The organism is Arthrobacter sp. NPDC089319, from assembly GCF_040684925.1.
GTDB lineage: Bacteria > Actinomycetota > Actinomycetes > Actinomycetales > Micrococcaceae > Crystallibacter.
The window spans coordinates 12,557-36,638 of sequence record NZ_JBFBGZ010000016.1; the positions used below are offsets into that span (position 1 = coordinate 12,557).

Genomic DNA, 24,082 nt, shown 5'->3' on the forward strand with positions numbered 1-24,082 from the left:
CCCGTGTGACCCAGCGGGCACCGCCGATTGCGGCAGGTGACGGTGGACCTGTCGTTGGCTGTGGCCCTGTGGAAGACTGAAGCCATGCTTGTAGCCTTCTCTGTTGCACCCTCCGGGGTTCCCACCGCCGGACCGGCACCGCACGACGCCTCGGTGCACGACGCCGTCGCCGAGGCCGTCCGGATCGTTCGCGAATCGGGCCTGCCGAATAAGACCGATGCCATGTTCACCACCATCGAGGGTGAATGGGACGAGGTCATGGACGTCGTCAAGCGCGCCACTGAAGCCGTGGGCAAGTACGGATCACGGGTTTCGCTGGTGCTGAAAGCTGATATTCGTCCGGGCTACTACGGAGAGCTCACCGGAAAGGTGGACCGGCTGGAGGCCGCGATCACAGAACGGGATCAGAAGTGAGCCACGAGCGCGGCAGGCAGGACGCCGACCGGGCCGAAACGTGGACCGCGGTCGAGGACTACCTGACCGTCACTTTGGTGGGCGAAGATGCGGCCCAGGTGTCGGCACGGGAGAGCGCGGACCGGGAGGGCCTGCCGGCCATTGAGGTCAGCGCCCCGCAGGGGAAGCTGCTGATGCTGCTGGCCAAGCTGACCGGTGCGCGCAAGGTGTTGGAGATCGGCACGCTCGGCGGCTACAGCACCATCTGGCTGGCCCGCGGAGTGTCGGACGGCGGCGAAGTGGTCAGCTGCGAGTACGAGCCGCACCACGCAGAGGTCGCCCAGCGGAACCTGGAGGCCGCCGGCGTGGCGGACAAGGTCAGCATCCGGGTGGGTGCCGCGCTGGAAACGCTGCCGAGCCTGGCCGCCAGGGACGACGGGCCTTTCGATCTGGTGTTCATTGACGCGGACAAGGAAAACAACCGGAACTACGTTGAGTGGGCGCTGCGGCTGACGCGTCCGGGCAGCCTGATTGTGGTGGACAACGTGGTCCGCTCCGGGCAGGTGCTGGCCGAGGGCGGCGGTGGAAGCACGGAGGACCGCGACATCCGCGGAACCCGCGACGCGCTGGCGCTGCTGGGCTCCGACGAGCGCCTCGATGCCACCGCGATCCAGACCGTGGGCGGCAAGGGCTGGGACGGTTTCGCGCTGGCTCTGGTCAAGTAGCCGATGGGGCGGCGAAGCGCCCGTGCCGACGCGGCAGGGGAGCCGGAGGCGTCCAGCGGGCCGGCCGAAGGACGCTACGAAATCTCCTCCGGGATGGCCGAGCTGATCCGGGAACCGGAATCTGCGGACAGTTGGCTGCTCAAGATCAACGGCGTCCAGTCCTCCCACGTGGTGGTTGGCGATCCGCTGCGCCTGGACTTTGAATACATGCGCTGGATGGCGGCTTTGATCGGATCCCGCTGGGAGTCCGGGGACAAGCTGCGCGTACTGCATCTGGGCGGCGGAGCCTGCTCGATGGCCCGCTATCTGGCGGCTGCCTATCCGCAGGCGAGGCAGGTCGTCGTCGAGATTGACGCGAAGTTGGCCGAGTTGGTGCGGCGGTGGTTCGACATCCCGCGCGCACCTCTGGTGCGGATCAGGGTAGGCGAAGCGCGGTCGGTGACCGAATCGCTGAGCGAAGACAGCAGGGACCTGCTGATTCGCGACGTCTTCTCCGGCAGCACGACCCCGGAGGGGCTGACCACGCTGGAATTCACCCGGGCGGTGCGGCGTGTGCTCTCGCCCGGCGGCGTCTACCTGGTGAACTGCGGAGATACGCCCCAGCTGGCCGGGGCGCGCGAGGAAGCGGCCACCATCGGCGAGGTCTTCGAACACCTGGTGATGGTCGCCGACCCGCCGATGCTCAAGGGCCGACGGCACGGAAACGTGGTGATCGCCGCCAGCGACGAGCCGCTGGAAACCGGCCCGGCGTTGATCCGCGAGCTGCTGCACGGCGCGGTGCCCGCCCAGCTGTGGAACGGGGCAAAAATAGCGCAGTTTTGCAGAGGATCGGCGATCCGGCAAGACCCTCCGGTCAATTAGCTGCTGTTCCTTGAACGTTATGACTTCGGCCCGAATTTGTTTGTAAGATGGAAGCGAACGGCCGATCCTCGGTCGTATAAGGCCCGGGAGCGAGCCGCTTGCGGCGGGCTCTCCGGAGGCAGGCATAGAAAAAACGGCTTCGACACTATGGATGGTGGCTGGAGCGCTATGTCTGCTCAGCCGGACTTGGTCCGGCGCCGGATGCCGGGTGCTGACAACCTAATCCCCCCAAGTTAGGTACAGTGCCCGGCATCTCGGTCAATTGAATCCTTTCACCGCACTGTTCACCGATCACCTTCACCCTTAGCTGCCCTTCCCAACAATTCTGCCTCCCTGTTGCGGGCCTCCCGCCTCAACACCTCGACGACGGCGGCCACTGCCGGTTGCCGCAGCGATTCCGGGCGGGCCACCAGCCAGTAACCGAGACGCTCCTCCAACGCCTCCGGCAGGATGCGGACCAGATCCGGATGCCGGTTGGCCATGAAGCACGGCAGCAGGCCCAGGCCGGCGCCGGCGCGGGTAGCCTCCACATGGACAAACACATTGGTGGAACCGAGGGCGGTCACCATCGCCGGCAGCAACCGGCGCGGGGCGTCCAAATCGTCCACCTGCAGCATCGAGTCGATGAAATACACCAGCGGGTGGTTCATGGCCGCGCGGACGCTGCCCGGCGTGCCGTGCTTGGCCAGATAGTCGCGGGAGCCGTACAGGCCCAGGACGTAGCTGCCCAGCCGGATGGATCGGGCGCGGTTGACTTGCGGCCGCCCGACGACGACTTCGAAATCCAGGCCAGGGCGATGCTGCGAAGCCCGCCGGGCGGCAGTCACGATCTCCACGCTGAGCTTGGGGTGGTGCTGCTGCAGGCGGGCAATCGCCGGCGCGGCGACGAAGGCGCTGAAGCCGTCGGTGGCGGACATTCTCACCACGCCCGCCAGCTGGTCCGCTTCATCCGGCGTGCGGTTGAGCCCCGCCAGCGATTCCTCGATCCGTTCGGCCACCGTCGCCGCCTTGCGGCCCAGATCGGTCAGTTCCCAGCCGCCTGGCGCGCGGGAGAGCACGCGCCCGCCCAAGCCCTTCTCCAGTGCGGCGATCCGACGGGAGACAGTGGTGTGGTTCAGGCCCAGGTTGTCGGCCGCGGAGGTGTACCGGCCGGTGCGGGCCACAGCGAGCAGGATGATCAGGTCGTCCGGGTTGGTGGGCTGGGGCGCGGAAGTCATGTCTGCATTTTTGCAGACTAGGCCTGCAAAGTTTGCCATTGATGCACACGCGGGAAGAGGGAATACTCAGGGTGGTCGAATTGTGACCTCACTCACAGGCCGCCGGAACACTCCCGGCGGCCACGCACCGCAGTATCCGCACGCCACGCAAGGAGAAAGATGAGCGCCCACGCTACCCCCACCGGACCCGGATCCGGTGCCTCGCACGAGTCACCACCGTCGGTCCTGCGCAAGGTTGTTATTGCTTCCATGGCCGGCACCGTTGTGGAATGGTACGAGTTCTTCCTCTACGCCACGGCCGCCACGCTGGTTTTCGGCGCCCTCTTCTTCCCGGATGCCGGCACCGAACTGGACGCGATCATCGCCGCTTTCGTCACCTTCGCCGTCGGCTTTATCGCCCGGCCCCTAGGCGGCATCGTATTTGGGCACTTCGGTGACAAGGTCGGCCGGAAGAAACTGCTGCAGCTGAGTATCATCCTGATCGGCACAGCCACCTTCCTGATGGGCTGCCTGCCCGGGTTCGACCAGATCGGTTACTGGGCGCCGGCCCTGCTCGTGGCCTTGCGGTTTATCCAGGGCTTCGCCATCGGCGGCGAATGGGGCGGCGCAGTGCTGCTGGTCGCCGAGCACAGCCCGGCTGCCAAGCGAGGCTTCTGGGCGTCCTGGCCGCAGGCCGGCGTGCCGATGGGTAACATGCTGGCCACTGTGGTGCTGTGGGTCATGTCCGGCATCCTCTCCGACGCCGAATTCCAGGCATGGGGCTGGCGCGTTGCCTTCTGGCTCTCCGCAGTCATCGTGATCGTGGGCTACTACATCCGCACCAAGGTCACCGAGGCGCCGATCTTCCTGGAGGCCCAGGCAGAGTCCGCCAAGGTCAAGTCCACCTCCTACGGTGTGGTGGAAGTGATGAAGCGCTACCCCCGCGGCGTTTTCACTGCCATGGGCCTGCGCGTGGCAGAGAACATCATCTACTACATCGTCGTGGCCTTCTCCATCACCTACCTGAAGACCGTGCACGACTTCGACGTCACCACCGTGTTGGGCCTGCTGATCCTGGCGCACGCCTTCCACTTTGTGGTGATCCCGTTCTACGGACGGCTGTCGGACACCATCGGCCGCCGGCCGGTCTACATGGTCGGAGCCGTACTGTCGGGGGTCTGGGCCTTCGTCGCCTTCCCGATGTTCGACACGCAGAACCCGATCATCATCCTGGCCGCGATCTTCCTGGGCCTTGCCGTGCACGGCCTGATGTATGCGGGTCAGCCGGCCATCATGGCGGAGATGTTCCCCACCCGGATGCGCTATTCCGGCGTCTCGCTGGGCTACCAGGTGACGTCGATCTTCGCCGGCTCGCTGGCCCCGATCATCGCTTCCACCCTGCTGAAGGACTTCGGGCACTGGCTGCCGGTGGCCCTGTACCTGGTGGTCGCTTCGGTCATCACCATCGTGGCCGTGTACTTCGCACGTGAAACCAAGGGCGCGTCGCTGCGCGATCTGGATCGGGCCGACATCGCCGCCCAGACCGGAGCCGAGGTACGGACCCAGGCCTGACAAAGCCCAAGCCTGCCCGTGGCCCTGACCTGGCCACGGGCAAGCAAAAGGGACCGGCGCCATCCGTTGGGGGAGGCGCCGGTCCCTTCGCTGTCCAGGGGCGGCAGCGGGTCAGCGGAAGCCGATGAGCTGCTCGACCGGCCCGATGCCGAAGAAGAGCACGAAGGCAGCGGCCACAATCCACATCAGCGGGTGGATCTCCCGGGCCCGGCCCTGGAACGTGCGCACCAGCACGTACGCGATGAAGCCCGCGCCCAGGCCGTTGGCAATGGAGTACGTGAACGGCATCAGGGTGAAGGTCAGGAAGGCCGGGATGGCCACGCCCCAATCGGCCCAATCGATCTTGCCCACCTGGGACACCATCATGAAACCGACGACGACGAGCGCCGGCGCCACTGCCTCGAACGGCACCAGCGAAATCAGCGGGGTGAAGAACATGGCCAGCAGGAAAAGCAGCCCGGTGACGACGTTGGCCAGGCCGGTGCGCGCACCTTCGCCAATGCCTGCGCCGGATTCCACGTAGATCTGGTTGGAAGAGACCGATGCGGCGCCGCCGGCAACCGCGCCCACTGCGTCGACGATCAGCACCCGGTCCACGTGCGGAATGTTGCCCTGTTTGTCGGTCAGCCCTGCCTCATTGGCCAGGCCCACCATGGTGCCCATGGCGTCGAAGAAGATGCTCAGCAGGATGGCGAAGGCCAGCAGGGAAGCGGCCGTGAAGCCCAGCGTGCCGAAGGAGCCGAAAATGCTGACCTGGCCGACCAGACTCAGATCGGGCAGTCCCACCCAGCTACCGGTCGGCAGCTCGGGCACCACCAGGGACCAGCCCTGCGGGTTGAAGCCGTCCGGGCCCACCGAAGGCCCGACGTTGGCCACGGCTTCGATGATCACCGCGAGCACGGTAGCGGACAGCACGCCGATCAGGATGCCGCCCTTGACCTTGCGCACCACCAGGGCGATGGTCAGGATCAGACCGAAAATGAAGACCAGGGTCGGCCAGCCCAGCAGCACGCCGTCGAACCCCAGGCCCACCGGAACAGTGGTGCCCGCGGCGTCCGGGATGCGGCGGATGAAGCCAGCGTTGACCAGGCCGATCAGAGCGATGAACATGCCGATGCCCACTACAATGGCGGTCTTCAGGCTTTGCGGCACGGCGTTGAACACCGCGGTCCGGAACCCGGTGAGCACCAGGATCAGCATGGTGATACCGGAGAGCACCACCAGGCCCATGACGTCCGGCCAAGTCAGGCCAGGATTGGTAGCGACCGTGATGGCGACGAAGGCGTTGACACCCAGGCCGGTCGCCAGAGCGAACGGGTACTTGGCCCACGCGCCCATCGCAATCGTCAGCACGCCGGCCACCAGGGCCGTCACCGCCGCGACGCGTTCTGCGCCAAGCATCGCTCCGGTTGAATCGGCGCCGCCCAGGATCAGCGGGTTCAGCACCACGATGTAGCTCATCGCGAAGAACGTGGCCAGGCCGCCGCGGATTTCACGTGAATAGTTGGAGCCGCGCTTGGTGATCTCGAAGTATCGGTCGAGCACCGAAGTCTTGTCGGCTACTGCTGCCTTTGCGGGCATGGGGAATGTCCTCCACGGGTGAGTGGCATAGTTGGAAGTTTCCCCAGAATTCTACGCTCCTGCTGTGCGCAGAGGCGTACGACGGCGGTGCTTGGCTCCCGATCTTCAGGCGACGGCCGTGCGGCCGGAGGAAGCGATGGCGTTTCCGGCCACCTTCGCCTGCCGGATAATCTCCCGAGTACTCGGGGCCAGCAGGTCCGCCACGCCCACCAGATACAGGCCGATGGCGTTCAGGACGGCAACCGCGTTTTCCCCGGCCGCGATGCCCAGGCTGCGGAGCAGGCGCCGCATCTGGTTCTGCGCGCAGCCCGTCAGGACCACCGAATCGGCCACCAGCAGCCCGCGCTCGGTGCGGATGACCCACCGCTGCTGACTGTCCCGGCTGATCGAAGGGACACGCCCCGCGTTGTCCTCGGATGCAACTGGATGAGTGCCCGGTTGCTTTGACGGCGCAGCTTTTCCGGAGGTCCGGCTGACGCCGCAGGCAAAGGTGCTACGCCGGATGTCCAGGGCATGGCTGGCGGCGTAGGCCTGCAGCAGCCGCAGCAGGTCGTTGCGTTCGCCGCGGGCCGATGAGTCTGGCAACGCGGAGCGGCGGCTGGGGTCGGACGGCTGCGCAAGCAGCCCCTCCACGACGATCGAGGACACACCTCGGCGGCTCAGTTCACTGGCCACCGCCAGTCCGGGCAGCCCGGAGCCGATGACCACAGTGGTGGTGTACTCGGTCGGCACCTCTGGGATGGAAACGCCACTCACGGCACGGACTCCTTGGACGGTAGGGAGAACCTCGGACGGCGAACGGACCGCCCGTAATGCATTGTGAAACAGTTGTTCAACAAGTAATTTCCTCGAAGCCTACATAACTTTTCGGCCACTGAGAAGGCCTTTGCCGCGGAGTAAGCTGAGGGTAGCTGGCGAGGGAGCCAGTGCTACGTTGAGGGAGGCGGAACGAATGACAGAAGCCACAGCCGGAAGCGCCGGCCAGGGTGCCGCGCCACGCGGTATCGTCGTCGGAGTTGATGGTTCCGACCAGAGCATCTGTGCGTTGGTTTGGGCTGCTGAGGAGGCGCAGCGGCGCCGGACCCCACTGCATGTCGTGACTGCCTACACCGTTCCGGTTTTTGCTGCATCCAGCATGGATGCCGGCTATGCCACGCTGGACGATTCCGTGATCCGCGAAGGCGCCGAAGCCGTGCTGGAGCAGGCCGTGGCCAAAATCGGCGGCTACAACCTGGACGTGGACTCCAGAGTCGAAACCGGCGATGCTGCCGGCGTCCTGCTGGAGCTCTCCGAACAGGCCGAACTGATAGTTGTCGGCACGCGCGGGCGCGGCGGCTTCATGGGCAGGTTGCTCGGCTCGGTCAGCAGTGCCGTCCCGGCCCATGCGGAGTGCCCCACAGTGACCATTCCGCTGGCCTGCGCGCCCCGACTCGGCGACCTGGACATCGAAGTCCCACGGTCCAAGGAACAAGCCGTGCGGCCGGAGGACATCGAGAAGGTCGTCGTCGTCGGCGTCGACGGGTCGGAGCAGGCACGCAATGCCACCCTGGTGGCAGCAGAGCAGGCGGAACGGCTTGGCTATCCGCTCAAGATGGTGTGCGCGCTGCCGCCGTTCACCGGCTCGCTGGCGTGGGTGCCCGCGCCGCTGGACCGCGAAGCGCTCTACGCGGATATCCGCGAGCAGCTCGACGCCGGCGTGGCCTGGATCAAGAGCCACTTCCCGAACCTGCACGTCATCGGCGAGGTGCAGGACGGCTCGCCGGTGGAACTTCTGATCGATGCTTCCCGCACGGCAGAACTGCTGGTGGTCGGCACACGCGGCCGCGGCGGCTTCGCCGGCATGCTGCTCGGTTCCACCAGCCAGGGCGTGCTGCACCACGCCAGGGGGCCAGTCATGGTGGTTCCCGACCGGCAGGATCCACGGCTGGACGACCGCCGCAACTTCGGTCCCCTCCCTGACGCCGACGAGCGGTAACCACCGCAGTACCCATGGGCCGGGCCCGGAACCAACGAGGTTCCGGGCCCGGCCCATTGATGCTGTTGTCGACCTAGACGGCCCAGCGCGCCCCGGAGGTGTGCAGCTTGCCGTACATGTGACTGATGTTCGTCACCGTCAGGCCGGCATCGCGGTTCAGCGCATGCACAACCTGCCAGTTGCCGATGTAGACCGCCACGTGCCAGATGGCATTGGGTTCTCCCCAGAACACCAAGTCGCCGGGCTGCAACTGCGAGAGCGGAACCTTGTAGGGTGCCTGGTCGAGCTGGGCCTGTGCGGTCCGCGGGAGCCACCGGCCCGCGCTGCCGAACGCCGCCTGCGTCAGTCCCGAGCAGTCATAGCCCAACGGGCCGACGCCGCCCCAATCGTAGAAGGTCTTCTTGTTGGATTCCTTCGCCCTTGCGAAGCTGATGGCCGCGTTGGCGATGCCGCCGTTTACCGAAGGAGCACCAACAACCGGCGGAGGCGTCACGACCTCGGGTTCCGGTTCCGGCTTCGGCTTGGGCTTTTCCGGCGGCGGCGTTGGCCTCGCCGGCGGGGTGGCGGGCTTGGTGGGAGCAGGCGTCGACGGCGGCGTGCTGGGCTTGGGAGCGGGCGCCGAAGGCCTGGACGGTTCCGGCGTCGAGGGGGTTGCCGGTCTCGACGTCGTCGGGGGTGAGGGGCGCGACGGCGTGACGTCGTCACTGGCCGGCGCCACGGTGGAACCTTGTGCGGTCGACTTGCTGCTGGAAGGCCGCTGCGCCGCGGCGGCCTCTTGCGCTGACTGCTCAACCAGGGCCTGAAGCTGGCGGTCCTGCTCGGCCTTCTCCAAGGCGGCGATGCGGGAGTCCTCTTCGCTGGTGCTGGTCCCTCTGAGCTCGGCGAGATGGACCAAGAGCGTCTGGCGCTGTTCCTCGTAGCGGATCACTTGCTGTTCCTGGGCGGCGCTGGCGGCCTTGGCATCCGTCTCGGCGGCTTCCGCTGCGACCGCGGCGTCCTTGGCAGCCTCATCCGCCTGCGTGACATAAAGCTCCCAGGCGGCCCACAGCTGCGCGGCCTGCTGGGATTCGGTGAGCGTCTGCGAGCGGTTGGCGGTCAGCGCATCCAGAGTCGAAGCCTTGTACAGCACATCGCTGGTGTCCTTGCTGTCCAGCAGTGCGCTCAACGCGGGGTTGACGCCGCCGTTCCGGTACAGCTCGCCGGCCAGCTGGCCCACTTGGTTCTTGACCGACTCGAAGTATTCGGCGGCCTCCGAGGCCTTGGCCTTGGCGTCATCGAGCTCTGCGGTCCGCTCTTGCTGCTTCAGCAGCGACTCGCTGTAGGTGTTCTGCAAACGCATCGAATCGAACTCGGAGTTGGCCAGGTTCCCCGAGGCTTCCTGCAGTTGTTCTTCGATCCGGTCTACCAGCGCCTGGGTGGCGGCTGCATCGCCCTTGGCGTCGTCGATCTCGTCGTTGGAGGGGAGGCTCGGCGCGACCGGCAGCGTGATCCGCACTGACGTCACCTGCGGCAATTGTCCGGCTGGGGCGGCGACGGCCGGCGCCAGGGCCGGAACGCAGACGAGCAGGGCGGTAGCCGAGAAGAGCGCGACGGCGCGTATCGGCGTCGTCGATCGATGCGGGGCAGGACGCCCCGAGGGAAGCAGCCTCATCCGAACGGGTCCTTAATATGAGCGCAGTGAATGTACGCGCCCTTTCGGGACGGCCGGCCTTGGGGCCGAGAGCGGTCAATGTGCGAACGGGTGGCACCCCAACTAGACCGAACTGCATTCACACAGCACGTTGAGAATATGCACCTTCGGTCACCTAAGCAACATTCGCCTCAGGAGTAACATAAACAACATCAGTGTCATTTCTGTGGTTTTGAGGTGGAGCGGCGTGTCGCCGGTTAGCCCGGCCCCCGCAGCCCGCGCCACATTGACGGCGTAGTCCGCGGAACTTTCCGCATCTGCGTCGCCGAGCTCGCCAGCGCGTCGCGCCTGCGTCACTTGTCCGGCTGCATTTGCGTCGACGTGGCGCCGGCGGACGGCCGTGGTCTTGGGGCTGCTCGGGCCAGCAGGGCGCAGGCTGAGCTGGGGGAGACGGAAAAGCTGGGCGGTTAGCCCCAGCCCAGCTCGTGCAGGCGGTCGTCGTCGATGCCGAAATGATGGGCGACCTCGTGGATCACCGTCACCAGGATTTCGTGGACTATTTCTTCCCGGGAGGAGCACATCCGCAGGGTCGGCCCGCGGAAAACCACAATCCGGTCGGGCATGGACCCCGCACCCCACCAGTGGTCCCTCTCGGTGAGCGGCGTGCCTTCGTAGATGCCCAGCAGCTCCGTGGCCGGATCCTCCCACGGCTTGGGCACGTATTCCTCTTCGACGAAGATGCCGACGTTGCTCATTTCGCGCACGATGTCTTCCGGAATCTGATCGATCGCGTCGTTGACCGCGTCCTCGAATTCCGGCAGGGACATCTCCATCGGCATGCAATCGACTTTACCCGCGGGGCGCCACGGCAGGGCCGGCTGGGCCGCCCCGCGCGGGGCAGGAAGGCCGGTTTTGGTTTTTCCCGAAGCAGGCCCTATAGTTTTATAGGTCCACAGCGGGGAAACGAATCCCAAGTGGTCCTGGCCCCCATCGTCTAGCGGCCTAGGACACCGCCCTTTCACGGCGGCGGCACGGGTTCGAATCCCGTTGGGGGTACGCGAGGCTTCATGAATGGCAGCCGCTGAAGTGGTCAGAACCGCTTCAAAAGGCTGGTAGGATTGAGTCTCGTAAAAAATGCAAGGCCCTGTAGCGCAGTTGGTTAGCGCGCCGCCCTGTCACGGCGGAGGTCGCGGGTTCAAGTCCCGTCAGGGTCGCTTTGGTTTCCGGAGCGATTTCGGAACGCCATCGGTGATCATCGAGAGATGTTGCCAGGCTCTGTAGCTCAGTTGGTAGAGCGTTCGACTGAAAATCGAAAGGTCACCGGATCGACGCCGGTCGGAGCCACCAGCAAAACTAAATGAAAAACCCCGGAACTCGCCGAGTGCCGGGGTTTTTCATTGCCGTCTATCCGCGGAAATACAGGCAGAGTGTGTCACATTGCCTCGTGGTGGGCCGCAGCAAGTGAGCGGCGGAGACCTGCAGTGTATCCGCGTGGACTCCTTAGCCCTTGAGGAGCCGGTTTACCGCGTCGATGTTCGCCCGGGTGTACCTGAGCCGCTTTTCTCGCTTCGGTCGTTTTGCCAGTGCCTTGCCGATGAAGAAAACCAACAGGGACGTGAACGCCCACTGCCAGCGAAACTCGGCGATCCAGATCGCTGCCAGCGCACAGCCGGCGGCGAGGGCCAGGATCAACTGCCCGAACGTTCTCATGACTTGCCTCGCGATATTCCGTGAGGGCGGGATAGTCGCCGTCCTTGGCTCCGATTGTGCCTGCTGGGTCTGTCAGGAACCATCCACGGCCACCACTGTCCACAACAGGCTCAGTGCGGGAACATAGGCACATGAGCGAAACGGCATTCACCCTTGTGGGGGGCCCGACGGCCTTGCTTGAGTACGGCGGCTGGACCTTCCTGACCGACCCAACCTTCGATGATCCCGGGCAGTACCAGGGGGCGGCCGGAACCCTGGTCAAGACGACCGGGCCGGCCATCCGGGTCGACGACCTGCCGGCAGTGGACGTGATCCTGCTCTCGCATGACCAGCACGCCGACAACCTTGACACATCCGGCCGGCGGTTGGTGGAAGGCGGCGGCACCAAGGTCCTCGGCACGCTGGAGACCGCGGACCGTATTGCAACGGTCACCGGCGTGGCTCCGTGGGAGCGGTCGGTGCTCGAGGCTCCGGACAAGGCCACCGTCACCGTCACCGCCGTCCCGGCGCAGCACGGACCGGAAGGATGTGAGCCGGTGACCGGTACGGTAACGGGCTTCGTCCTCACAGGATCCGACCTCCCGACCGTCTATGTGAGCGGAGACAACGCGTCGCTGGAGGTGGTCGGCGCCGTTGCCAAACGGTTCGCACCGATCGGTCTTGCGGTTCTCTTCGCCGGCGCTGCGCGGGTGGGCCTCTTCGACAACGCCGCGTTGACTCTGACTGCCCAAGACGCGGCTGAAGCGGCCCGCGTCTTGGAAGCGGCCGCCGTCATGCCGGTCCATGCGGAAGGCTGGCAGCATTTCAGCGAGGGGCACGGCGAACTTCGCACCGAGTTTGCTGCCGCCGGTCTCGACGGCCTGCTCCGGATCCCCACCCCGGGAGAAAAGCTGTCCCTCTAGACAAGGGCGGGGCGCCGGCCGCGCCCCGCCGGGATTCAGTTCGCAGTTCATCATGCATTCGCCCGGTCTTCCCCGCGGCGATTCCGCCGCCGCTACAGTGGGCTGATGCCGAACCTTGCCTTCGAGGCCTCCGGGCCCGAGTCCGCCGAAACCATCATCTTCCTGCACGGGGCGGGCTGGCCGGGCATCACCTGGCACCAGCAAATGAAGCACTTCTCCACGTCCTACCGCTGCCTAGCCGCGGACCTGCCGGGCCATGGCGCCAGCAGCGGCGTGGGCTGGGAGAATCTAGACACGACAGCCAAGCTGGTCGCCGAACTGATTGAATCCGTCTCGGACCAGCCGGTCCACTTGGTCGGCCTCTCGATGGGCGGGGACGTTGGGCTGCGGCTGCTGGCACAACGTCCGGAACTGGTGCGGACCGCCCTGCTGACCGGGGTGCTGGTGCTCCCGGTGCCGCGGTGGATGCTGAAGGCGCAGCTTGCCCTCGCGGGCCTGACCAAGAACCGCTTCCTGTGGCGGGCCTCGGCCAAGTACCTGCGGCTCGGGCCGGAGCAGATAGCTGAGTACCTGGCGCGGAACCAGCCGCTGGACCCGCAGCAATACCGCGCGATCATCTCGGAGATCTTCGTCGGCACCAACGTCGAGGGCCTCGACCACGCCGACTGCCCAGTGCTCGTCACCGCCGGAGAAAAAGAACCGCGGCAGGCCCGCGAGTCAGTCTCCGTGCTGGCCGGGTTGATGCCGGACGCCCGCGGCGGGCTGGCGCCGAAGTCCCCGCACGAGTGGCCGATGAACCGTCCCGAACTCTTCAACCGGACGCTGGAGGATTGGCTGGCGGATCAGGCCGTGCTGCCCCGGACGCTGCTTCCGGTCTGACCTGCCCGAAGCCCCGGCACAGGCTGGCGGCCGGGGCTTCGCATCGGCTTTGCGCCCGGCACAGCCCGTTCCCAGCCTCCATTCAGGATTACCGGCATACCATGGATGGGTATTACGAGTGCCGCCTGCACCTGATGAGGCACTGACCGGGGACGATGGGAGCGAGGAGCGTAGTGCAGGCCCTTCTGAAGATTGCAGCCAGCGGCATGGTAACGGCCGTCATGCTGACATCGTGCAGCGGCGCTGACTCTGCAAGGGAAACAACGACGCCGGTGCCCGCCCCCTCTGCGCCGACCGCGGTACCGACTGCCCCTGCCGAACCACTCACTTCACCTGGGCCGGCCGACAGTCAACCTGCCCCGGCGTCGCCCAGCCCAACACCGTCGTCGGGCTCCACTGACGCCAAGGGCGACGCCGGAGCAGACAAAGGCGCCCACGTGTGGGGCCGTTACGGAGACCGAGCCGACGCCTGCGCAGCGGTGGCCGCCAACGTGGCCTCGCTCCTGCTGGTCCCGCTGGGCTTCATGACCGGAGTGAAGGACTCCGACCTGAAGTCCTTACAGGTTGAACTGGACGAATTCAGCCGCAAGGTGCCGCCCGAGCTCACCGATGATCTGGACCGCGTCGAGCGGCTGCTGAAGAAGTCAGCACCCGACCGCGACTTCGACGTCGCCGCGTTCGCTGAAGCGCTGCAGCCGGTGCAGGACTGGCTGGCCGAACACTGCGGGGAATGAGGCGTTAGGCTTGCCCTGAGAGTCAGCACAGCGCCAGGGAGAACAGATGCACAGCGAGGATCGGCCGCCCGCCCCATCCGTCGGAGATGCTCCGGGGCAAGTCCCCGTCTCCGCACCTGCCGTCACCCCTGCGGGCGGTACGGAACTGCCGGACCTGCAGGTGCCGGAACAGGCCGAGCTTGACCCGGCTCTGCTCCCCGACTCGGCTATGGTGGTCCCGGCTGCTCCGGGCCGCACTACCATTTCCGAAGCCGCGGTGGCCAAGGTGGCGGCGGTTGCCGCCCGCTCCGTTCCCGGGGTCTATGCACTGGGCAGCGGCACCGCGCGCGCCCTGAGCGCGCTGCGCGACGTGGTGGGTGGCAGCGACGCCGGCCAGGGCGTGAACGTGGAGGTCGGTCAGACCCAGGTAGCCGTGGACATCAATCTGGTGGCCGTCTACGGTAAGCCGCTGCACGAGCTGGCGAGCAGCGTGCGCGCGGCGGTGTACACCGCCGTCGAGCAATTGGTGGGGCTGGACGTGGTCGAAGTGAACGTGGAAATCAACGACGTGCACGTGCCTGGGCTGGACCCCAAGGCGCCGGCGGAGAAGCCGGTCCGCCAGGTGGCCCAGTAACAGGATGCGCGGATCGGTAGGAGGGGCAAGGATGAGCTACACGGTGGTCGGCATGGCCGTCGGCGCGGTTCTGGCGTGGGCCGCGCTGGTGTTCCACTTCTGGGGATTCCTGCTGATGGCGGTGTTCCTCTTGGTGGGAGCGCTGCTGGGCCGCGCCGCGGAAGGAAAACTCGACTGGCGCAGCATCCGCGATGCATTGACCGGACGACGCTCGTCTTCATGACGGACCGCGCCGTGCCCGCCGAGAAACTGCCTCCCCGCCCGGCCAGACCGGCGCCGTTTGACCGCCCGAACGGAGAACCTTCGGCGTCAGAACCTGCAGGGCCGCCCGCGGAGGGCTACGCCGGACACACCCGGGTCAGCACGCAGGCCCTGACCAGCACCGCCCAGGGCGCCGCGGCGCGGGTGCTGGGAATCTCGCCGGGGCTGGTCCGCGCCACCTGGAGTGATGACGCCGGTTCGCTCGCCCTGTCCCTGGCGCTTCCCGTCGGCATCCCCTCGCTGAACCGGGTGTTGCTCGACCCCCAGTTGGTGGCCGGTTTCGGCGGTTCGGTCTGGGACCGGGCACACGCCGCCAAGGGGGCAATTTTGGCGGAGGTCTCGCGGATCAGCGGTACGCAGCTGAGCCGGGTGGACATTCGAGTCACCGGCATCCGCGTGCAGGAAGGGGGGCGGGTCCGGTGAGCCACGCCGAAGTTGAACGCGACCGTCCGGCCAGCGAGCATCTGGCCGATGAGCGCCTGGCCAACCGGGAACTGCGCAGTTCCCGGGCCACGGCGTCGGTGATTGCCGCCGTCCTCATTGCTCTGGCCGGGCTGTACCTGCTGCTCGAAGCCGCCTTGAAGGCGATAGGGCAGCCGTCCTGGCTGGCTGATCCGGAAGAGATGGCAGGCTGGCTGAACCAACTGCCGGGCAATGTGGCACCAGCCGTCCTGGCTGCGTCCGGGGCGCTGATCCTGCTGCTGGGGCTTTTCTTTTTCCTGCAGGGGGTGCTGCCGGGGCATCTGCACCGCCATCGCATCCCCGGACGCCGGGGCGTTGTGGTGGTGGACGATGAAGTGCTCGCTTCCTCGCTGGCGCGCCGGGCGCGCACCGAGGCGCAGGTGACGCGCGAGCAGGTGCTGGTGGTGGTCTCGCGTAGCTTGGTGGACGTCCGGCTGCGGCCCACGTCCGGCATTCCGGTGAACGCCGATGCCATCCAGTTGGCGGTGGAGGACGAAGTCCGCCGGGCGCGGATCAGTCCGGTCCCGCAGGTGCGCGTCTTCGTCTCCAGTTCCGGGGTGGTGGGGCAGTGAACCAGACCCCCCGGACCCTGAACCGGGTCCTGATCACCCTCCTCGGCCTGCTCCTGATGCTGGCCGGTGGCACCGCTTTGGCGCTGGCACTGGTTCCGGCGCTCGCGGGATGGTGGCATGCCGTGACGGCACAGGCCGGCGCCAACCTGCAGACGGTGCTGGACGCCACTACTTTGCCCGGCCAGCGGGATAGCTGGCTCTGGATCGTCGCATCCCTGGTGCTGCTCCTGCTGGTGCTGCTGATGATCGCCTGGGTCGCGCAGCAGGGCAAGGGCCGCACCGGCACCATTGCTGCCGATTTCGACGGCGACGGCGCGCCCGGCGCTGTCCAGCTCAGTTCCGGCGTGGCCGAGCAGGCGCTGCGGGCCGCCCTGCTGGAACGCGACAGCATCCTGCACGCAACAGTTACCGCCTACGACTACGACGGCGGCGGAGCCCTGCGCATCCGGGTGGTGCCCCGACTGGGTGTATCCCCGCAGGCGGTGGCGGACGACGTCTCCGATCTGGTGGAAGCGCTGGACCTCGCCCTTGGCATGAGCTTCCCGGTGGTGATCCACCTGGTGGCCGGCGCCCGCTCGCGGCTGGTCCGCGCGGACCGCGTCCGCTGACCACTCTCAGGTGAATCGGCGGGGACGGGGCTAGTGTCCGGTGGCCAGCCAGGCGGCGGCGTTTGGTGCCAGCGAGCCGCTGTCGGCGGTTCGGTCCGTCGACGCAACGAGCACCGAAGCGCCCGCGGGCAACCGGATCGCTGAGCTGCCCAGATTGGCCAGCACCTGAACCGTGCCGTTCCGGTAGCTCAAGACGCCGGATGCCGGATCGTGCTCCACCGCCCACTCGAAGCCGCCTTGGCCCAGCTTCCGCTCGGCCCGCAGGCCCAGCGCCGCCCGGTACAGCTCGTAGCTGGAACCGGGCACACCCAGCTGCCGGTCCACCGCGTAGCGGGCGAACCCCTCCGGCTGCGGCAGCCACGGTTCATGCTGCGTGGAGCCCCAGCCGAACCCATGCGCTTCCGCCCGCCAGGGAAGCGGAACGCGGCAGCCGTCGCGGCCGCGTTCTTCGCCGCCGGTGCGGAAGAACGCCGGATCCTGGCGCACCCCGGCCGGCAGGGTGGTGTGCTCCGGCAGGCCCAGCTCATCGCCTTGGTAAACGTAGGCGGACCCGGGCAGCGCCAGCATGACCAGCGCGGCGGCACGGCCGCGGGCGTAACCGAGTTCCTCGTCGGGCTGTTCGTCCTCCGGACCGATGCCCTTGGGGAACGTGGTGGGGTCGGTCAGTCCGTAGCGTGAACTGTGCCGGACCGTGTCGTGGTTGGACAGCACCCAGGTGCTCGGCGCGCCCACCGCAGCCGCCGCCGCCAGCGAGTCATCAATGCTGCGGGCCATCCGCTGGGCATCCCAGCCGGCCAGCAGGAAGTCGAAGTTGAAGGCCTGCTGCATTTCGTCCGACCGGACGTAGGCAAAGAGCCGCTCGGCCGGCTCCACCCAGGCTTCCGCCACCAGCATGCGGTCGCCGTCGTACTCCGCCAAGACCTTGTGCCATTCCCGGTAGATCTCGTGCACGCCTTCCTGATCGAAGTAGGGTGGCGTGTCCGGGTAAACGGTCGCTTCCTCCGGGTCGGCTGCCTGCTGCAGCGCCGCGTCCTGGATGCTCTCGGCCGGTTCCAGCACCTGCTCCCGGGCGGGGCGGGCATCGGGGGCCGGCGATGCGCCGGCCGGCTGGCCGACGGCAACCCCGTCGTCGTCGATCAGTGCGTCTTCGCCGGGCAGCCGCTCGTTGCCGGCCACCATCGAGGTCTTCGCAGCCCAGTCCGGAAGGCCGTCGGCCTTGACCAGCCCGTGGGCCACGTCAATCCGGAAGCCGTCCACGCCGCGGTCCAGCCAGAATCTCAGGACGGAGACCATCTCCGCCTGGACTTCCGGGTTCTCCCAGTTCAGGTCCGGCTGCGTGGAGTCGAACAGATGCAGGTACCACTGGCCCGGCGCGCCGTCGGGGCCGGTGGTCCGGGTCCAAGCGTTGCCGCCGAACACGGACTGCCAGTTGTTCGGCGGCTCGGCTCCGTCCGGGCCTTTACCGTCGCGGAACATGTAGCGGGCGCGCTCGGGCGAACCCGGGGCGGACGCCAGGGCGCTGACGAACCACTCGTGCCGGTCGGAGGTGTGGTTGGGAACCAGGTCGACGATCACCCGCATGCCGAGTTCGTGTGTGCGTGCCAGCAGGGAGTCGAAGTCGTCCAGCGTGCCGAAGAGCGGATCGACGTCGCGGTAGTCGGCCACGTCGTAGCCCGCGTCGTTCTGCGGGGAGACGTAAAAGGGCGAGAGCCAGATGGCGTCCACGCCCAGGTTTTTCAGGTAGGGGACCTTGGCGCTGATGCCCGCCAAGTCGCCCATGCCGTCGCCGTTGTTGTCCGCAAACGAGCGCGGATAGATCTGGTAGATGACGGCGTCGCGCCACCACGGTACGGATGCTGCAGCCATTAACACTCCTCGGCTCGCGGGTCAGGACCACTTCCAGCCTAATGATCTTCGCGACCGCGTAGGCAGCCGCGGTCGCCCGGCGACCGACAAGGCGGTCTAGATCACGATTCGATATCGAAGCGGCCAGCTTGCAAAAATGTGTCTTGCCGCACACTTAGTAAGCGTTTACGTTACCAGTTACCAGATTGGTACTTAGGTGGCTTCCTTCTGACCTATCAGCGTCTGTGCGGCCACCGGACAAAGGAGTCACATCATGCACATTGCACGCTCCAGAAAGGCCATCCTGCCGTTGGCCGCGCTCAGCGCCATGGCACTGACACTCTCCGCCTGCGGGGGAAGCACGGAAGAGTCCAGCGGGTCCGAAGCGGCCGCCGACTGTGCCGCCTACGAGTCCTACGGCACCTTTGACGGTGCCGAGGTCAGCGTCTACTCGACCATCACGGATACCGAGCAGGACAAGCTGGAGCAGTCCTGGGTGGACTTTGAGCAGTGCACCGGGATCGACGTGGTGTACGAGGGATCCAATGAATTTGAGACGCAACTCCAAGTCCGCGCCCAGGCCGGCAACCCGCCGGATGTGGCCATCATCCCGCAGCCCGGCCTGCTGGCCGCGCAGGCACGCGCCGGAAACCTCAAGCCTGCACCGCAGGAAGTCTCGGACCTGGTGGACGAGAACTGGTCCGCGGACTGGAAGGCCTACGGCACGATCGACGGCACTTTCTACGCCGCTCCGATGCTGGCCAGCGTCAAGGGCTACATCTGGTACCAGCCGTCCACCTTCAAGGACAAGGGCTGGGAGGTCCCGCAAACGTGGGACGAGATGATGACGCTGACCAAGACCATCGCGGACGAGGGCAGCATGAAGCCCTGGTGCGCCGGCTTTGAATCTGGCGACGCGACCGGCTGGGCCGGCACTGACTGGATCGAGGACGCCTTGCTCCGCCAGGCCGGTCCGGAGGTCTACGACCAGTGGGTCAACCACGACATCCCGTTCAACGATCCGAAGGTGGCCGACGCGTTTGACGCGGTGGGCGACATCCTGAAGACCGAGGACTACGTCAACGGCGGCATCGGGGATGTCCGCTCCATCATCTCCACCTCGGTGGACGACGGCGGCATGCCGGTGATCGACGGCAGTTGTGCCATGCACCACCAGGCCACCTTCCAGGCGGCCAACTGGCCCGAGGGCACCAACGTGGCCGAGGACGGCGACGTCTGGGCCTTCATCACCCCGGGCCAGGAAGCCGGCGCCAGCGCCATCACCGGCGGCGGCGAATTCGTGGCGGCCTACACCGAAAGCGAAGAGGTTTCGGCCTACCTGCAGTTCATGGCCTCACCTGAGTTCGCCAACAACCGGGTGGAGCAGGGCGCCGCAATCAGCGCCAACAAGGGCCTTGACCCGGCGCTGGCCACCAGCGACCTGGACCGCCAATCCATCGAACTGCTGCAGTCGGAGGACACCACTTTCCGCTTCGACGGTTCGGACCTGATGCCCGGTGCGGTGGGCGCCAACTCCTTCTGGAGCGGCGTTGTGGAATGGATCAACGGCAAGTCCACCAAGGAAGTGGTCGACTCGATCGAAGCCAGCTGGCCTTCGGACTAAGCCGCTCCGTAGCCCGGCCGTGCCGTCTGTGACCACTGCAGGCGGCACGGCCGGCGCGACTTTTCCCTTCCACGCACCAAGGAGGTAAGTGCCATGGAAGACGTTGGCGAAAAGCTTGTGCAGGTAGTGATCGCGCTGGCAATCTTTGCCGCGATCATCGCCCTGATCATGCTGTTGGTGGACCGGGCCCCGAAGACGTTCCGCGATAAGGCGACGGTCATCGGATTCCTGGCCCCCGCCGTCGTGCTGCTGGCCATCGGGCTGATATGGCCGGCCATCCAGACCACCTACCTGGCGTTCACGGACCGCAACGGAACGCCCAACGGCTTGGACAACTTCGTCTGGATGTTTACCCAGCCCGAAGCCTTGGTCACGCTGAGGAACACGCTGCTGTGGGTTGTGCTGGTGCCGCTGATGTCCACCGGTATTGGGCTGGCCTATGCCGTATTCATCGACCGCGCCCGCGGCGAGAAGGCACTCAAGGCCCTGGTCTTCATGCCGATGGCCATTTCCTTTGTCGGCGCCGGCGTGATCTGGAAGTTCATGTACACCTATCGCGGGGCCGAACGCGAGCAGATCGGTCTGATGAACCAGATCCTGGTGTGGTTCGGCGGCGAACCTAAGCAGTTCCTGCTGGACGCGCCGGAAAACACCTTCTTCCTGATCGCCGTGATGGTCTGGATCCAGACCGGTTTCGCCATGGTCATTCTCTCCGCGGCGATCAAGGGCATTCCCACCGAAATTGTGGAGGCGGCCCGGCTGGACGGGGCCAGCGCCAGGCAACAGTTCTTTTCCATCACCATCCCGTCCATCCGCGGGGCACTGATCGTGGTGGTCACGACGATCACCATCGGCACGCTGAAGGTCTTCGACATTGTCCGGACCATGACCGGGGGCAACTTTGAGACCTCGGTGGTGGCCAACGAGATGTATACCCAGGCGTTCCGCGCCAGCGAACCGGGACGTGGCGCCGCACTGGCGCTGATCCTGTTCCTGATGGTGCTCCCGATCGTGCTGTACAACGCCCGGCAGCTGAAGAAGCAGAGGGAAATCCGATGAGCGCAACGCCCGCCATCCCGGCCGCTCCCGAGGCGGCCGTGGCCAAAGCTGCTGAACCGCAGGTCCCGATCGCCCGGCGGGTCAAAAAGCGCCTCACCTCGCGCGGCGCCACCGCGGCTGCCATCATCATTGCCGTCATCTGGACGGTGCCGACCTTCGGCCTGTTCGTCTCCTCGCTTCGGCCCGAAGGCAACATCCAGGCCAACGGCTGGTGGAACGTGCTGGGCGATCTGGAGTTCACCACCGAGAACTACACCGAGGTCCTGGCGTCCGGGGGTGGCTCCGCGTCCAACCTGGGCCAGTACTTCATCAACTCGCTGGCGATCGTCATCCCTGCCACCATCATTCCGCTGGTGATCGCCTCCATGGCGGCCTATGTTTTCGCCTGGGGCCGCTTCCGCGGCAAGGACACGCTCTTCATCTTCATCTTCGCGCTGCAGATTGTGCCGCTGCAGATGGCGCTGATCCCGCTGCTCTCGCTGTTCATCAACCTCAAGATCGGCGAGTTCCAGCTGCTGCCGTCCGGCACCTACGCCCAGCTGTGGATAGCGCACAGCATCTTCGCGCTGCCGCTGGCCATCTTCCTGCTGCACAACTTCATCTCCGAAATCCCCGGCGAAGTCATTGAGGCGGCACGGGTGGACGGTGCGGGACACGCAACCATTTTCTGGCGGATCGTCCTGCCACTGTCCGTGCCGGCGATCGCCGCTTTCGGCATCTTCCAGTTCCTCTGGGTCTGGAACGACCTACTGGTGGCGCTGGTGTTCTCCGGCGGAACCACTGACGTCGCGCCGATCACGCAGCGGCTGGCGGAGCTGACCGGTACCCGCGGCGACGAGTGGCACCGCCTGACGGCAGGGGCGTTTGTCTCCATCATCGTGCCGCTGGCGGTGTTCTTCGGCCTGCAGCGCTACTTTGTCCGCGGCCTGCTGGCGGGTGGCCTCAAGGGGTGAGCGCGCCGTGACCGGGATCGACGACGTCGCCCGGGCCGCCGGAGTCTCGACGGCTACGGTGTCGCGTGCCCTCCGCGGGCTGGCCGGGGTTTCCGCGGTCACCCGCGAGCGGGTGCTGCAGACGGCCGAGTCGCTGGGCTACGAGCCGTCGTCGTCGGCAGCCCACTTGGCGTCCGGCCGCACCATGGCTATGGGCGTGCTGCTGCCGATGATCGAGCGCTGGTACTTTGCGTCCGCACTGGAAGGCGTGGACCGGGCGCTGCGGGCTGCGGGCTACGACCTGATCGTGTTCAGCCTGGGCGGCACCGGCACCAACCGCGAACGCGTGTTCCACCGTTCCATGTTGCGCAAGCGGATCGATGCGCTGTTGGTGATGTGCATGCAGCTGACGCCGGACGAGCTGGCCGACCTGCAGGCGCTGGAGTATCCCAATGTGATTGTGGGCGGCCACGTGGACGGGCTGCGCAGCGTCAGCGTGGACGACGCCGCCGCGGCCACCGACGCGGTGGAATACCTCATCTCGCTCGGTCACACCAGGATTGCCCACCTGCAGGGTGGTGGCGCCTACGGCATCGACTTTGACGTGCCGCGCCGGCGCGAGCAGGCCTTCCGGGACACGATGGCCCGGCACGGGCTTCCGGTCCGGCCGGAATGGCAGGCCATGGGGGACTTCCGGTTCGCGGGCGGCAAGACTGCCGCTGGCCAACTGCTGGATGCTCCGGGGGAGCGGCCGACGGCGATCTTCGCCTCCGCGGACGAGATGGCCTTCGGAGCGCTGCTGGCCGCGCACGAACGAGGGCTTCGGGTGCCCCAGGACCTCTCCGTAGTGGGGATTGACGACCACGAGTTCGCCGAACCGATGGGCCTGACCACCGTCCGGCAGCGGCCGGACGAGCAGGGGGCCTACGCTGCAGAGCTGCTGCTGGCTGAACTGCAGGGCAAGGCACGCGTGGACGTGCCACGGATCCAGCCGCACGAGCTGGTGGTCAGGGCGTCAACCGGCCCACCGCCGTCGTAAATTTGGCCCGTAGGGCGCGGTGCGGGAGGAACGCGCGGCGGTGGGCTGCAGCCGTCAGGGCCTACGTTGGTTGTGGGCTGACGGTCAGGAGGCGCGAGCCAGCTGGCGGATCTTGATCCAGCGGCCGGCCAGGCGGCGGTAGGCGGCAGCGGCGCCGGTCATGTCCCCGTCGGCGAGGGATTCGATGCCGGCGTGTACGTCCGACGGCGATTCGTCCGGGTAGACCAGCTCGGCCACGCGGCCGTAGTCCAGCTCCACGATGGCATCGGCGGTGAAGGTCTCCAGCCATTCGATCAGCTCGGTCAGTTCTTCCAGCAGATCCAGCCCCGGGGCTGCCACGGCCAGTGATGCCGCCGCGTAACGGGCACGGTCAATGCACTGAGGAACCGGGGCGGCCAGGCGGACGGTCTGCAGCGTGTGGTCGGTCTCCACCCTTTCGGTGTGGTCGTCCTCTCGGAACAGCACGAACCAGCCGAACGGAATCCCCCAGGTAGAGCTGCGTGTGTGCAGCTTGGCCAGCGATTCCACAAAGTTGTCCGGATCCAGCCGCGACTGCTGGGCGTCGCGGGCGGCCTCCGGCACCAGCAGCCCCAGCAGCGGGTCCCGCAGGCTGCTGGAGAGCGATTCGGCGGCCAAGGTACTGCGGACGGCCAGCTGGTTGGGACAGTAGCGGGGGGCGGTGATGCCGTCCGTCGTCGGGTAATGCAATACCCGGATCAGGTCCTCGCTGGTGTGCGGGAACGGGTCGGACACCGTGCGCGTGATCCGGCGCAGCGAGTCACCGCGGTCCAGGTTTTCCGTCACGTCCCGGCCGCGGCCGCGCTGGCTCATGATGAGCAGCTGCTGGTCGTCGTCGAACACGTCAAGTGGTTCGAAGACCCGCAGGTAGGAGACGTACGGAAACTTCAT

General features: G+C 66.6%; 25 protein-coding genes and 3 tRNA genes. 20 read left to right on the forward strand and 8 right to left on the reverse strand.

The features are described from left to right. Positions 1-84: 84 nt before the first annotated feature. Genes AB0N75_RS17380 through AB0N75_RS17390 form a run of 3 tightly spaced genes read left to right on the forward strand, consistent with a single transcriptional unit; the run spans position 85 to position 1,979 of the window. The gene (locus AB0N75_RS17380) at positions 85-414 is read left to right on the forward strand and encodes a thiamine-binding protein (protein ID WP_364652198.1); all 330 of its coding nucleotides are present in this window, start codon (positions 85-87) and stop codon (positions 412-414) included. Beyond that, on the forward strand, positions 411-1,118 hold the full coding sequence (locus tag AB0N75_RS17385; protein ID WP_364652199.1) for an O-methyltransferase: 708 nt from the start codon (positions 411-413) through the stop codon (positions 1,116-1,118). The genes AB0N75_RS17380 and AB0N75_RS17385 overlap by 4 nt, the downstream gene beginning before the upstream one ends. Before the next feature lie 3 nt (positions 1,119-1,121). Beyond that, positions 1,122-1,979: a fused MFS/spermidine synthase gene (locus AB0N75_RS17390; protein ID WP_364652200.1), complete on the forward strand. Its 858-nt coding sequence runs from the start codon at positions 1,122-1,124 to the stop codon at positions 1,977-1,979. A 284-nt stretch (positions 1,980-2,263) separates the two neighbouring features. On the opposite strand, the gene AB0N75_RS17395 is transcribed toward AB0N75_RS17390, so the two are convergent. Continuing rightward, complete coding sequence (locus AB0N75_RS17395) at positions 2,264-3,196, reverse strand: LysR family transcriptional regulator (protein WP_364652201.1); 933 nt, start codon at positions 3,194-3,196, stop codon at positions 2,264-2,266. 159 nt (positions 3,197-3,355) lie between these two features. On the opposite strand from AB0N75_RS17395, the gene AB0N75_RS17400 reads away from it, so the two are divergent. Further along, a complete protein-coding gene (locus tag AB0N75_RS17400) occupies positions 3,356-4,747 on the forward strand; it encodes an MFS transporter (RefSeq protein ID WP_364652202.1) in 1,392 nt (463 codons plus the stop codon). Between the two features lie 111 nt (positions 4,748-4,858). On the opposite strand, the gene AB0N75_RS17405 is transcribed toward AB0N75_RS17400, so the two are convergent. Beyond that, positions 4,859-6,328 (reverse strand): NCS2 family permease, encoded by a 1,470-nt coding sequence (locus AB0N75_RS17405; protein ID WP_364652203.1) that lies wholly within the window; start codon positions 6,326-6,328, stop codon positions 4,859-4,861. A gap of 105 nt (positions 6,329-6,433) precedes the next feature. After that, positions 6,434-7,084, reverse strand: coding sequence for an FAD-binding protein (locus AB0N75_RS17410; RefSeq protein ID WP_364652204.1), 651 nt, complete (start codon positions 7,082-7,084; stop codon positions 6,434-6,436). A gap of 196 nt (positions 7,085-7,280) precedes the next feature. On the opposite strand from AB0N75_RS17410, the gene AB0N75_RS17415 reads away from it, so the two are divergent. After that, on the forward strand, positions 7,281-8,303 hold the full coding sequence (locus AB0N75_RS17415) for a universal stress protein (RefSeq protein WP_364652205.1): 1,023 nt from the start codon (positions 7,281-7,283) through the stop codon (positions 8,301-8,303). Positions 8,304-8,376: 73 nt separating this feature from the next. On the opposite strand, the gene AB0N75_RS17420 is transcribed toward AB0N75_RS17415, so the two are convergent. Together AB0N75_RS17420 and AB0N75_RS17425 are read right to left on the reverse strand one after the other, a co-directional pair. Further along, positions 8,377-9,954: an NlpC/P60 family protein gene (locus AB0N75_RS17420; RefSeq protein WP_364652206.1), complete on the reverse strand. Its 1,578-nt coding sequence runs from the start codon at positions 9,952-9,954 to the stop codon at positions 8,377-8,379. Positions 9,955-10,400: 446 nt separating this feature from the next. Continuing rightward, on the reverse strand, positions 10,401-10,772 hold the full coding sequence (locus AB0N75_RS17425; protein WP_364652207.1) for a metallopeptidase family protein: 372 nt from the start codon (positions 10,770-10,772) through the stop codon (positions 10,401-10,403). 144 nt (positions 10,773-10,916) lie between these two features. On the opposite strand from AB0N75_RS17425, the gene AB0N75_RS17430 reads away from it, so the two are divergent. The 3 genes from AB0N75_RS17430 (at position 10,917) to AB0N75_RS17440 (ending at position 11,280) form a co-directional block, all read left to right on the forward strand. Then, positions 10,917-10,989: transfer RNA gene (locus AB0N75_RS17430), tRNA-Glu, on the forward strand. Positions 10,990-11,073: 84 nt separating this feature from the next. Continuing rightward, positions 11,074-11,147 (forward strand) — tRNA-Asp (locus tag AB0N75_RS17435). 57 nt (positions 11,148-11,204) lie between these two features. Continuing rightward, positions 11,205-11,280 (forward strand) — tRNA-Phe (locus AB0N75_RS17440). 153 nt (positions 11,281-11,433) lie between these two features. Here the strand turns inward: AB0N75_RS17440 and AB0N75_RS17445 are convergent. After that, entirely contained in the window at positions 11,434-11,643 is a 210-nt protein-coding gene (locus tag AB0N75_RS17445) for a hypothetical protein (RefSeq protein ID WP_364652208.1), read from the reverse strand. A gap of 131 nt (positions 11,644-11,774) precedes the next feature. Between AB0N75_RS17445 and AB0N75_RS17450 the strand changes: the two genes are divergently transcribed. From AB0N75_RS17450 to AB0N75_RS17485, 8 genes are all read left to right on the forward strand, one after another. Beyond that, positions 11,775-12,545 (forward strand): MBL fold metallo-hydrolase, encoded by a 771-nt coding sequence (locus tag AB0N75_RS17450; RefSeq protein WP_364652209.1) that lies wholly within the window; start codon positions 11,775-11,777, stop codon positions 12,543-12,545. Positions 12,546-12,650: 105 nt separating this feature from the next. Next, entirely contained in the window at positions 12,651-13,424 is a 774-nt protein-coding gene (locus AB0N75_RS17455) for an alpha/beta hydrolase (RefSeq protein ID WP_364652210.1), read from the forward strand. A 437-nt stretch (positions 13,425-13,861) separates the two neighbouring features. Continuing rightward, positions 13,862-14,158: a hypothetical protein gene (locus tag AB0N75_RS17460; protein ID WP_364652211.1), complete on the forward strand. Its 297-nt coding sequence runs from the start codon at positions 13,862-13,864 to the stop codon at positions 14,156-14,158. Between the two features lie 208 nt (positions 14,159-14,366). Further along, positions 14,367-14,771 (forward strand): Asp23/Gls24 family envelope stress response protein, encoded by a 405-nt coding sequence (locus tag AB0N75_RS17465; RefSeq protein ID WP_364652248.1) that lies wholly within the window; start codon positions 14,367-14,369, stop codon positions 14,769-14,771. A 31-nt stretch (positions 14,772-14,802) separates the two neighbouring features. Next, positions 14,803-14,994: a DUF2273 domain-containing protein gene (locus AB0N75_RS17470; protein ID WP_136785653.1), complete on the forward strand. Its 192-nt coding sequence runs from the start codon at positions 14,803-14,805 to the stop codon at positions 14,992-14,994. Beyond that, entirely contained in the window at positions 14,991-15,455 is a 465-nt protein-coding gene (locus AB0N75_RS17475) for a hypothetical protein (protein WP_364652212.1), read from the forward strand. Before AB0N75_RS17470 ends, AB0N75_RS17475 begins: the two co-directional genes overlap by 4 nt. Continuing rightward, positions 15,452-16,066 carry a hypothetical protein gene (locus AB0N75_RS17480; RefSeq protein ID WP_364652213.1) on the forward strand — a complete coding sequence of 205 codons (615 nt, stop codon included), beginning with the start codon at positions 15,452-15,454 and terminating at the stop codon, positions 16,064-16,066. The genes AB0N75_RS17475 and AB0N75_RS17480 overlap by 4 nt, the downstream gene beginning before the upstream one ends. Further along, complete coding sequence (locus tag AB0N75_RS17485; protein WP_364652214.1) at positions 16,063-16,674, forward strand: hypothetical protein; 612 nt, start codon at positions 16,063-16,065, stop codon at positions 16,672-16,674. The genes AB0N75_RS17480 and AB0N75_RS17485 overlap by 4 nt, the downstream gene beginning before the upstream one ends. A gap of 30 nt (positions 16,675-16,704) precedes the next feature. Here the strand turns inward: AB0N75_RS17485 and AB0N75_RS17490 are convergent, their stop codons facing one another. Then, the gene (locus AB0N75_RS17490) at positions 16,705-18,540 is read right to left on the reverse strand and encodes a glycoside hydrolase family 13 protein (protein WP_364652215.1); all 1,836 of its coding nucleotides are present in this window, start codon (positions 18,538-18,540) and stop codon (positions 16,705-16,707) included. Between the two features lie 253 nt (positions 18,541-18,793). Between AB0N75_RS17490 and AB0N75_RS17495 the strand changes: the two genes are divergently transcribed. The 4 genes from AB0N75_RS17495 to AB0N75_RS17510 all read left to right on the forward strand — a co-directional run bounded on the left by AB0N75_RS17495 (position 18,794) and on the right by AB0N75_RS17510 (position 23,173). Continuing rightward, complete coding sequence (locus AB0N75_RS17495) at positions 18,794-20,143, forward strand: ABC transporter substrate-binding protein (RefSeq protein ID WP_364652216.1); 1,350 nt, start codon at positions 18,794-18,796, stop codon at positions 20,141-20,143. A 93-nt stretch (positions 20,144-20,236) separates the two neighbouring features. Continuing rightward, positions 20,237-21,202, forward strand: a complete 966-nt coding sequence (locus tag AB0N75_RS17500) for a sugar ABC transporter permease (RefSeq protein ID WP_364652217.1) — start codon at positions 20,237-20,239, stop codon at positions 21,200-21,202. Further along, the gene (locus AB0N75_RS17505) at positions 21,199-22,155 is read left to right on the forward strand and encodes a carbohydrate ABC transporter permease (RefSeq protein ID WP_364652218.1); all 957 of its coding nucleotides are present in this window, start codon (positions 21,199-21,201) and stop codon (positions 22,153-22,155) included. Before AB0N75_RS17500 ends, AB0N75_RS17505 begins: the two co-directional genes overlap by 4 nt. A gap of 7 nt (positions 22,156-22,162) precedes the next feature. Next, positions 22,163-23,173, forward strand: a complete 1,011-nt coding sequence (locus AB0N75_RS17510) for a LacI family DNA-binding transcriptional regulator (RefSeq protein WP_364652219.1) — start codon at positions 22,163-22,165, stop codon at positions 23,171-23,173. Positions 23,174-23,257: 84 nt separating this feature from the next. Here the strand turns inward: AB0N75_RS17510 and AB0N75_RS17515 are convergent, their stop codons facing one another. Next, positions 23,258-24,082 carry a hypothetical protein gene (locus AB0N75_RS17515; RefSeq protein ID WP_364652220.1) on the reverse strand — a complete coding sequence of 275 codons (825 nt, stop codon included), beginning with the start codon at positions 24,080-24,082 and terminating at the stop codon, positions 23,258-23,260.

Coding starts and splice junctions, on each gene's coding strand:
- AB0N75_RS17380 (WP_364652198.1), top strand. CDS start 85: ATGCTTGTAGCCTTCTCTGTTGCACCCTCCGGGGTTCCCACCGCCGGA.
- AB0N75_RS17390 (WP_364652200.1), top strand. CDS start 1,122: ATGGGGCGGCGAAGCGCCCGTGCCGACGCGGCAGGGGAGCCGGAGGCG.
- AB0N75_RS17395 (WP_364652201.1), bottom strand. CDS start 3,196: ATGACTTCCGCGCCCCAGCCCACCAACCCGGACGACCTGATCATCCTG.
- AB0N75_RS17400 (WP_364652202.1), top strand. CDS start 3,356: ATGAGCGCCCACGCTACCCCCACCGGACCCGGATCCGGTGCCTCGCAC.
- AB0N75_RS17405 (WP_364652203.1), bottom strand. CDS start 6,328: ATGCCCGCAAAGGCAGCAGTAGCCGACAAGACTTCGGTGCTCGACCGA.
- AB0N75_RS17415 (WP_364652205.1), top strand. CDS start 7,281: ATGACAGAAGCCACAGCCGGAAGCGCCGGCCAGGGTGCCGCGCCACGC.
- AB0N75_RS17420 (WP_364652206.1), bottom strand. CDS start 9,954: ATGAGGCTGCTTCCCTCGGGGCGTCCTGCCCCGCATCGATCGACGACG.
- AB0N75_RS17425 (WP_364652207.1), bottom strand. CDS start 10,772: ATGCCGATGGAGATGTCCCTGCCGGAATTCGAGGACGCGGTCAACGAC.
- AB0N75_RS17445 (WP_364652208.1), bottom strand. CDS start 11,643: ATGAGAACGTTCGGGCAGTTGATCCTGGCCCTCGCCGCCGGCTGTGCG.
- AB0N75_RS17450 (WP_364652209.1), top strand. CDS start 11,775: ATGAGCGAAACGGCATTCACCCTTGTGGGGGGCCCGACGGCCTTGCTT.
- AB0N75_RS17455 (WP_364652210.1), top strand. CDS start 12,651: ATGCCGAACCTTGCCTTCGAGGCCTCCGGGCCCGAGTCCGCCGAAACC.
- AB0N75_RS17465 (WP_364652248.1), top strand. CDS start 14,367: ATGGTGGTCCCGGCTGCTCCGGGCCGCACTACCATTTCCGAAGCCGCG.
- AB0N75_RS17470 (WP_136785653.1), top strand. CDS start 14,803: ATGAGCTACACGGTGGTCGGCATGGCCGTCGGCGCGGTTCTGGCGTGG.
- AB0N75_RS17475 (WP_364652212.1), top strand. CDS start 14,991: ATGACGGACCGCGCCGTGCCCGCCGAGAAACTGCCTCCCCGCCCGGCC.
- AB0N75_RS17490 (WP_364652215.1), bottom strand. CDS start 18,540: ATGGCTGCAGCATCCGTACCGTGGTGGCGCGACGCCGTCATCTACCAG.
- AB0N75_RS17495 (WP_364652216.1), top strand. CDS start 18,794: ATGCACATTGCACGCTCCAGAAAGGCCATCCTGCCGTTGGCCGCGCTC.
- AB0N75_RS17500 (WP_364652217.1), top strand. CDS start 20,237: ATGGAAGACGTTGGCGAAAAGCTTGTGCAGGTAGTGATCGCGCTGGCA.
- AB0N75_RS17505 (WP_364652218.1), top strand. CDS start 21,199: ATGAGCGCAACGCCCGCCATCCCGGCCGCTCCCGAGGCGGCCGTGGCC.
- AB0N75_RS17515 (WP_364652220.1), bottom strand. CDS start 24,082: ATGAAGTTTCCGTACGTCTCCTACCTGCGGGTCTTCGAACCACTTGAC.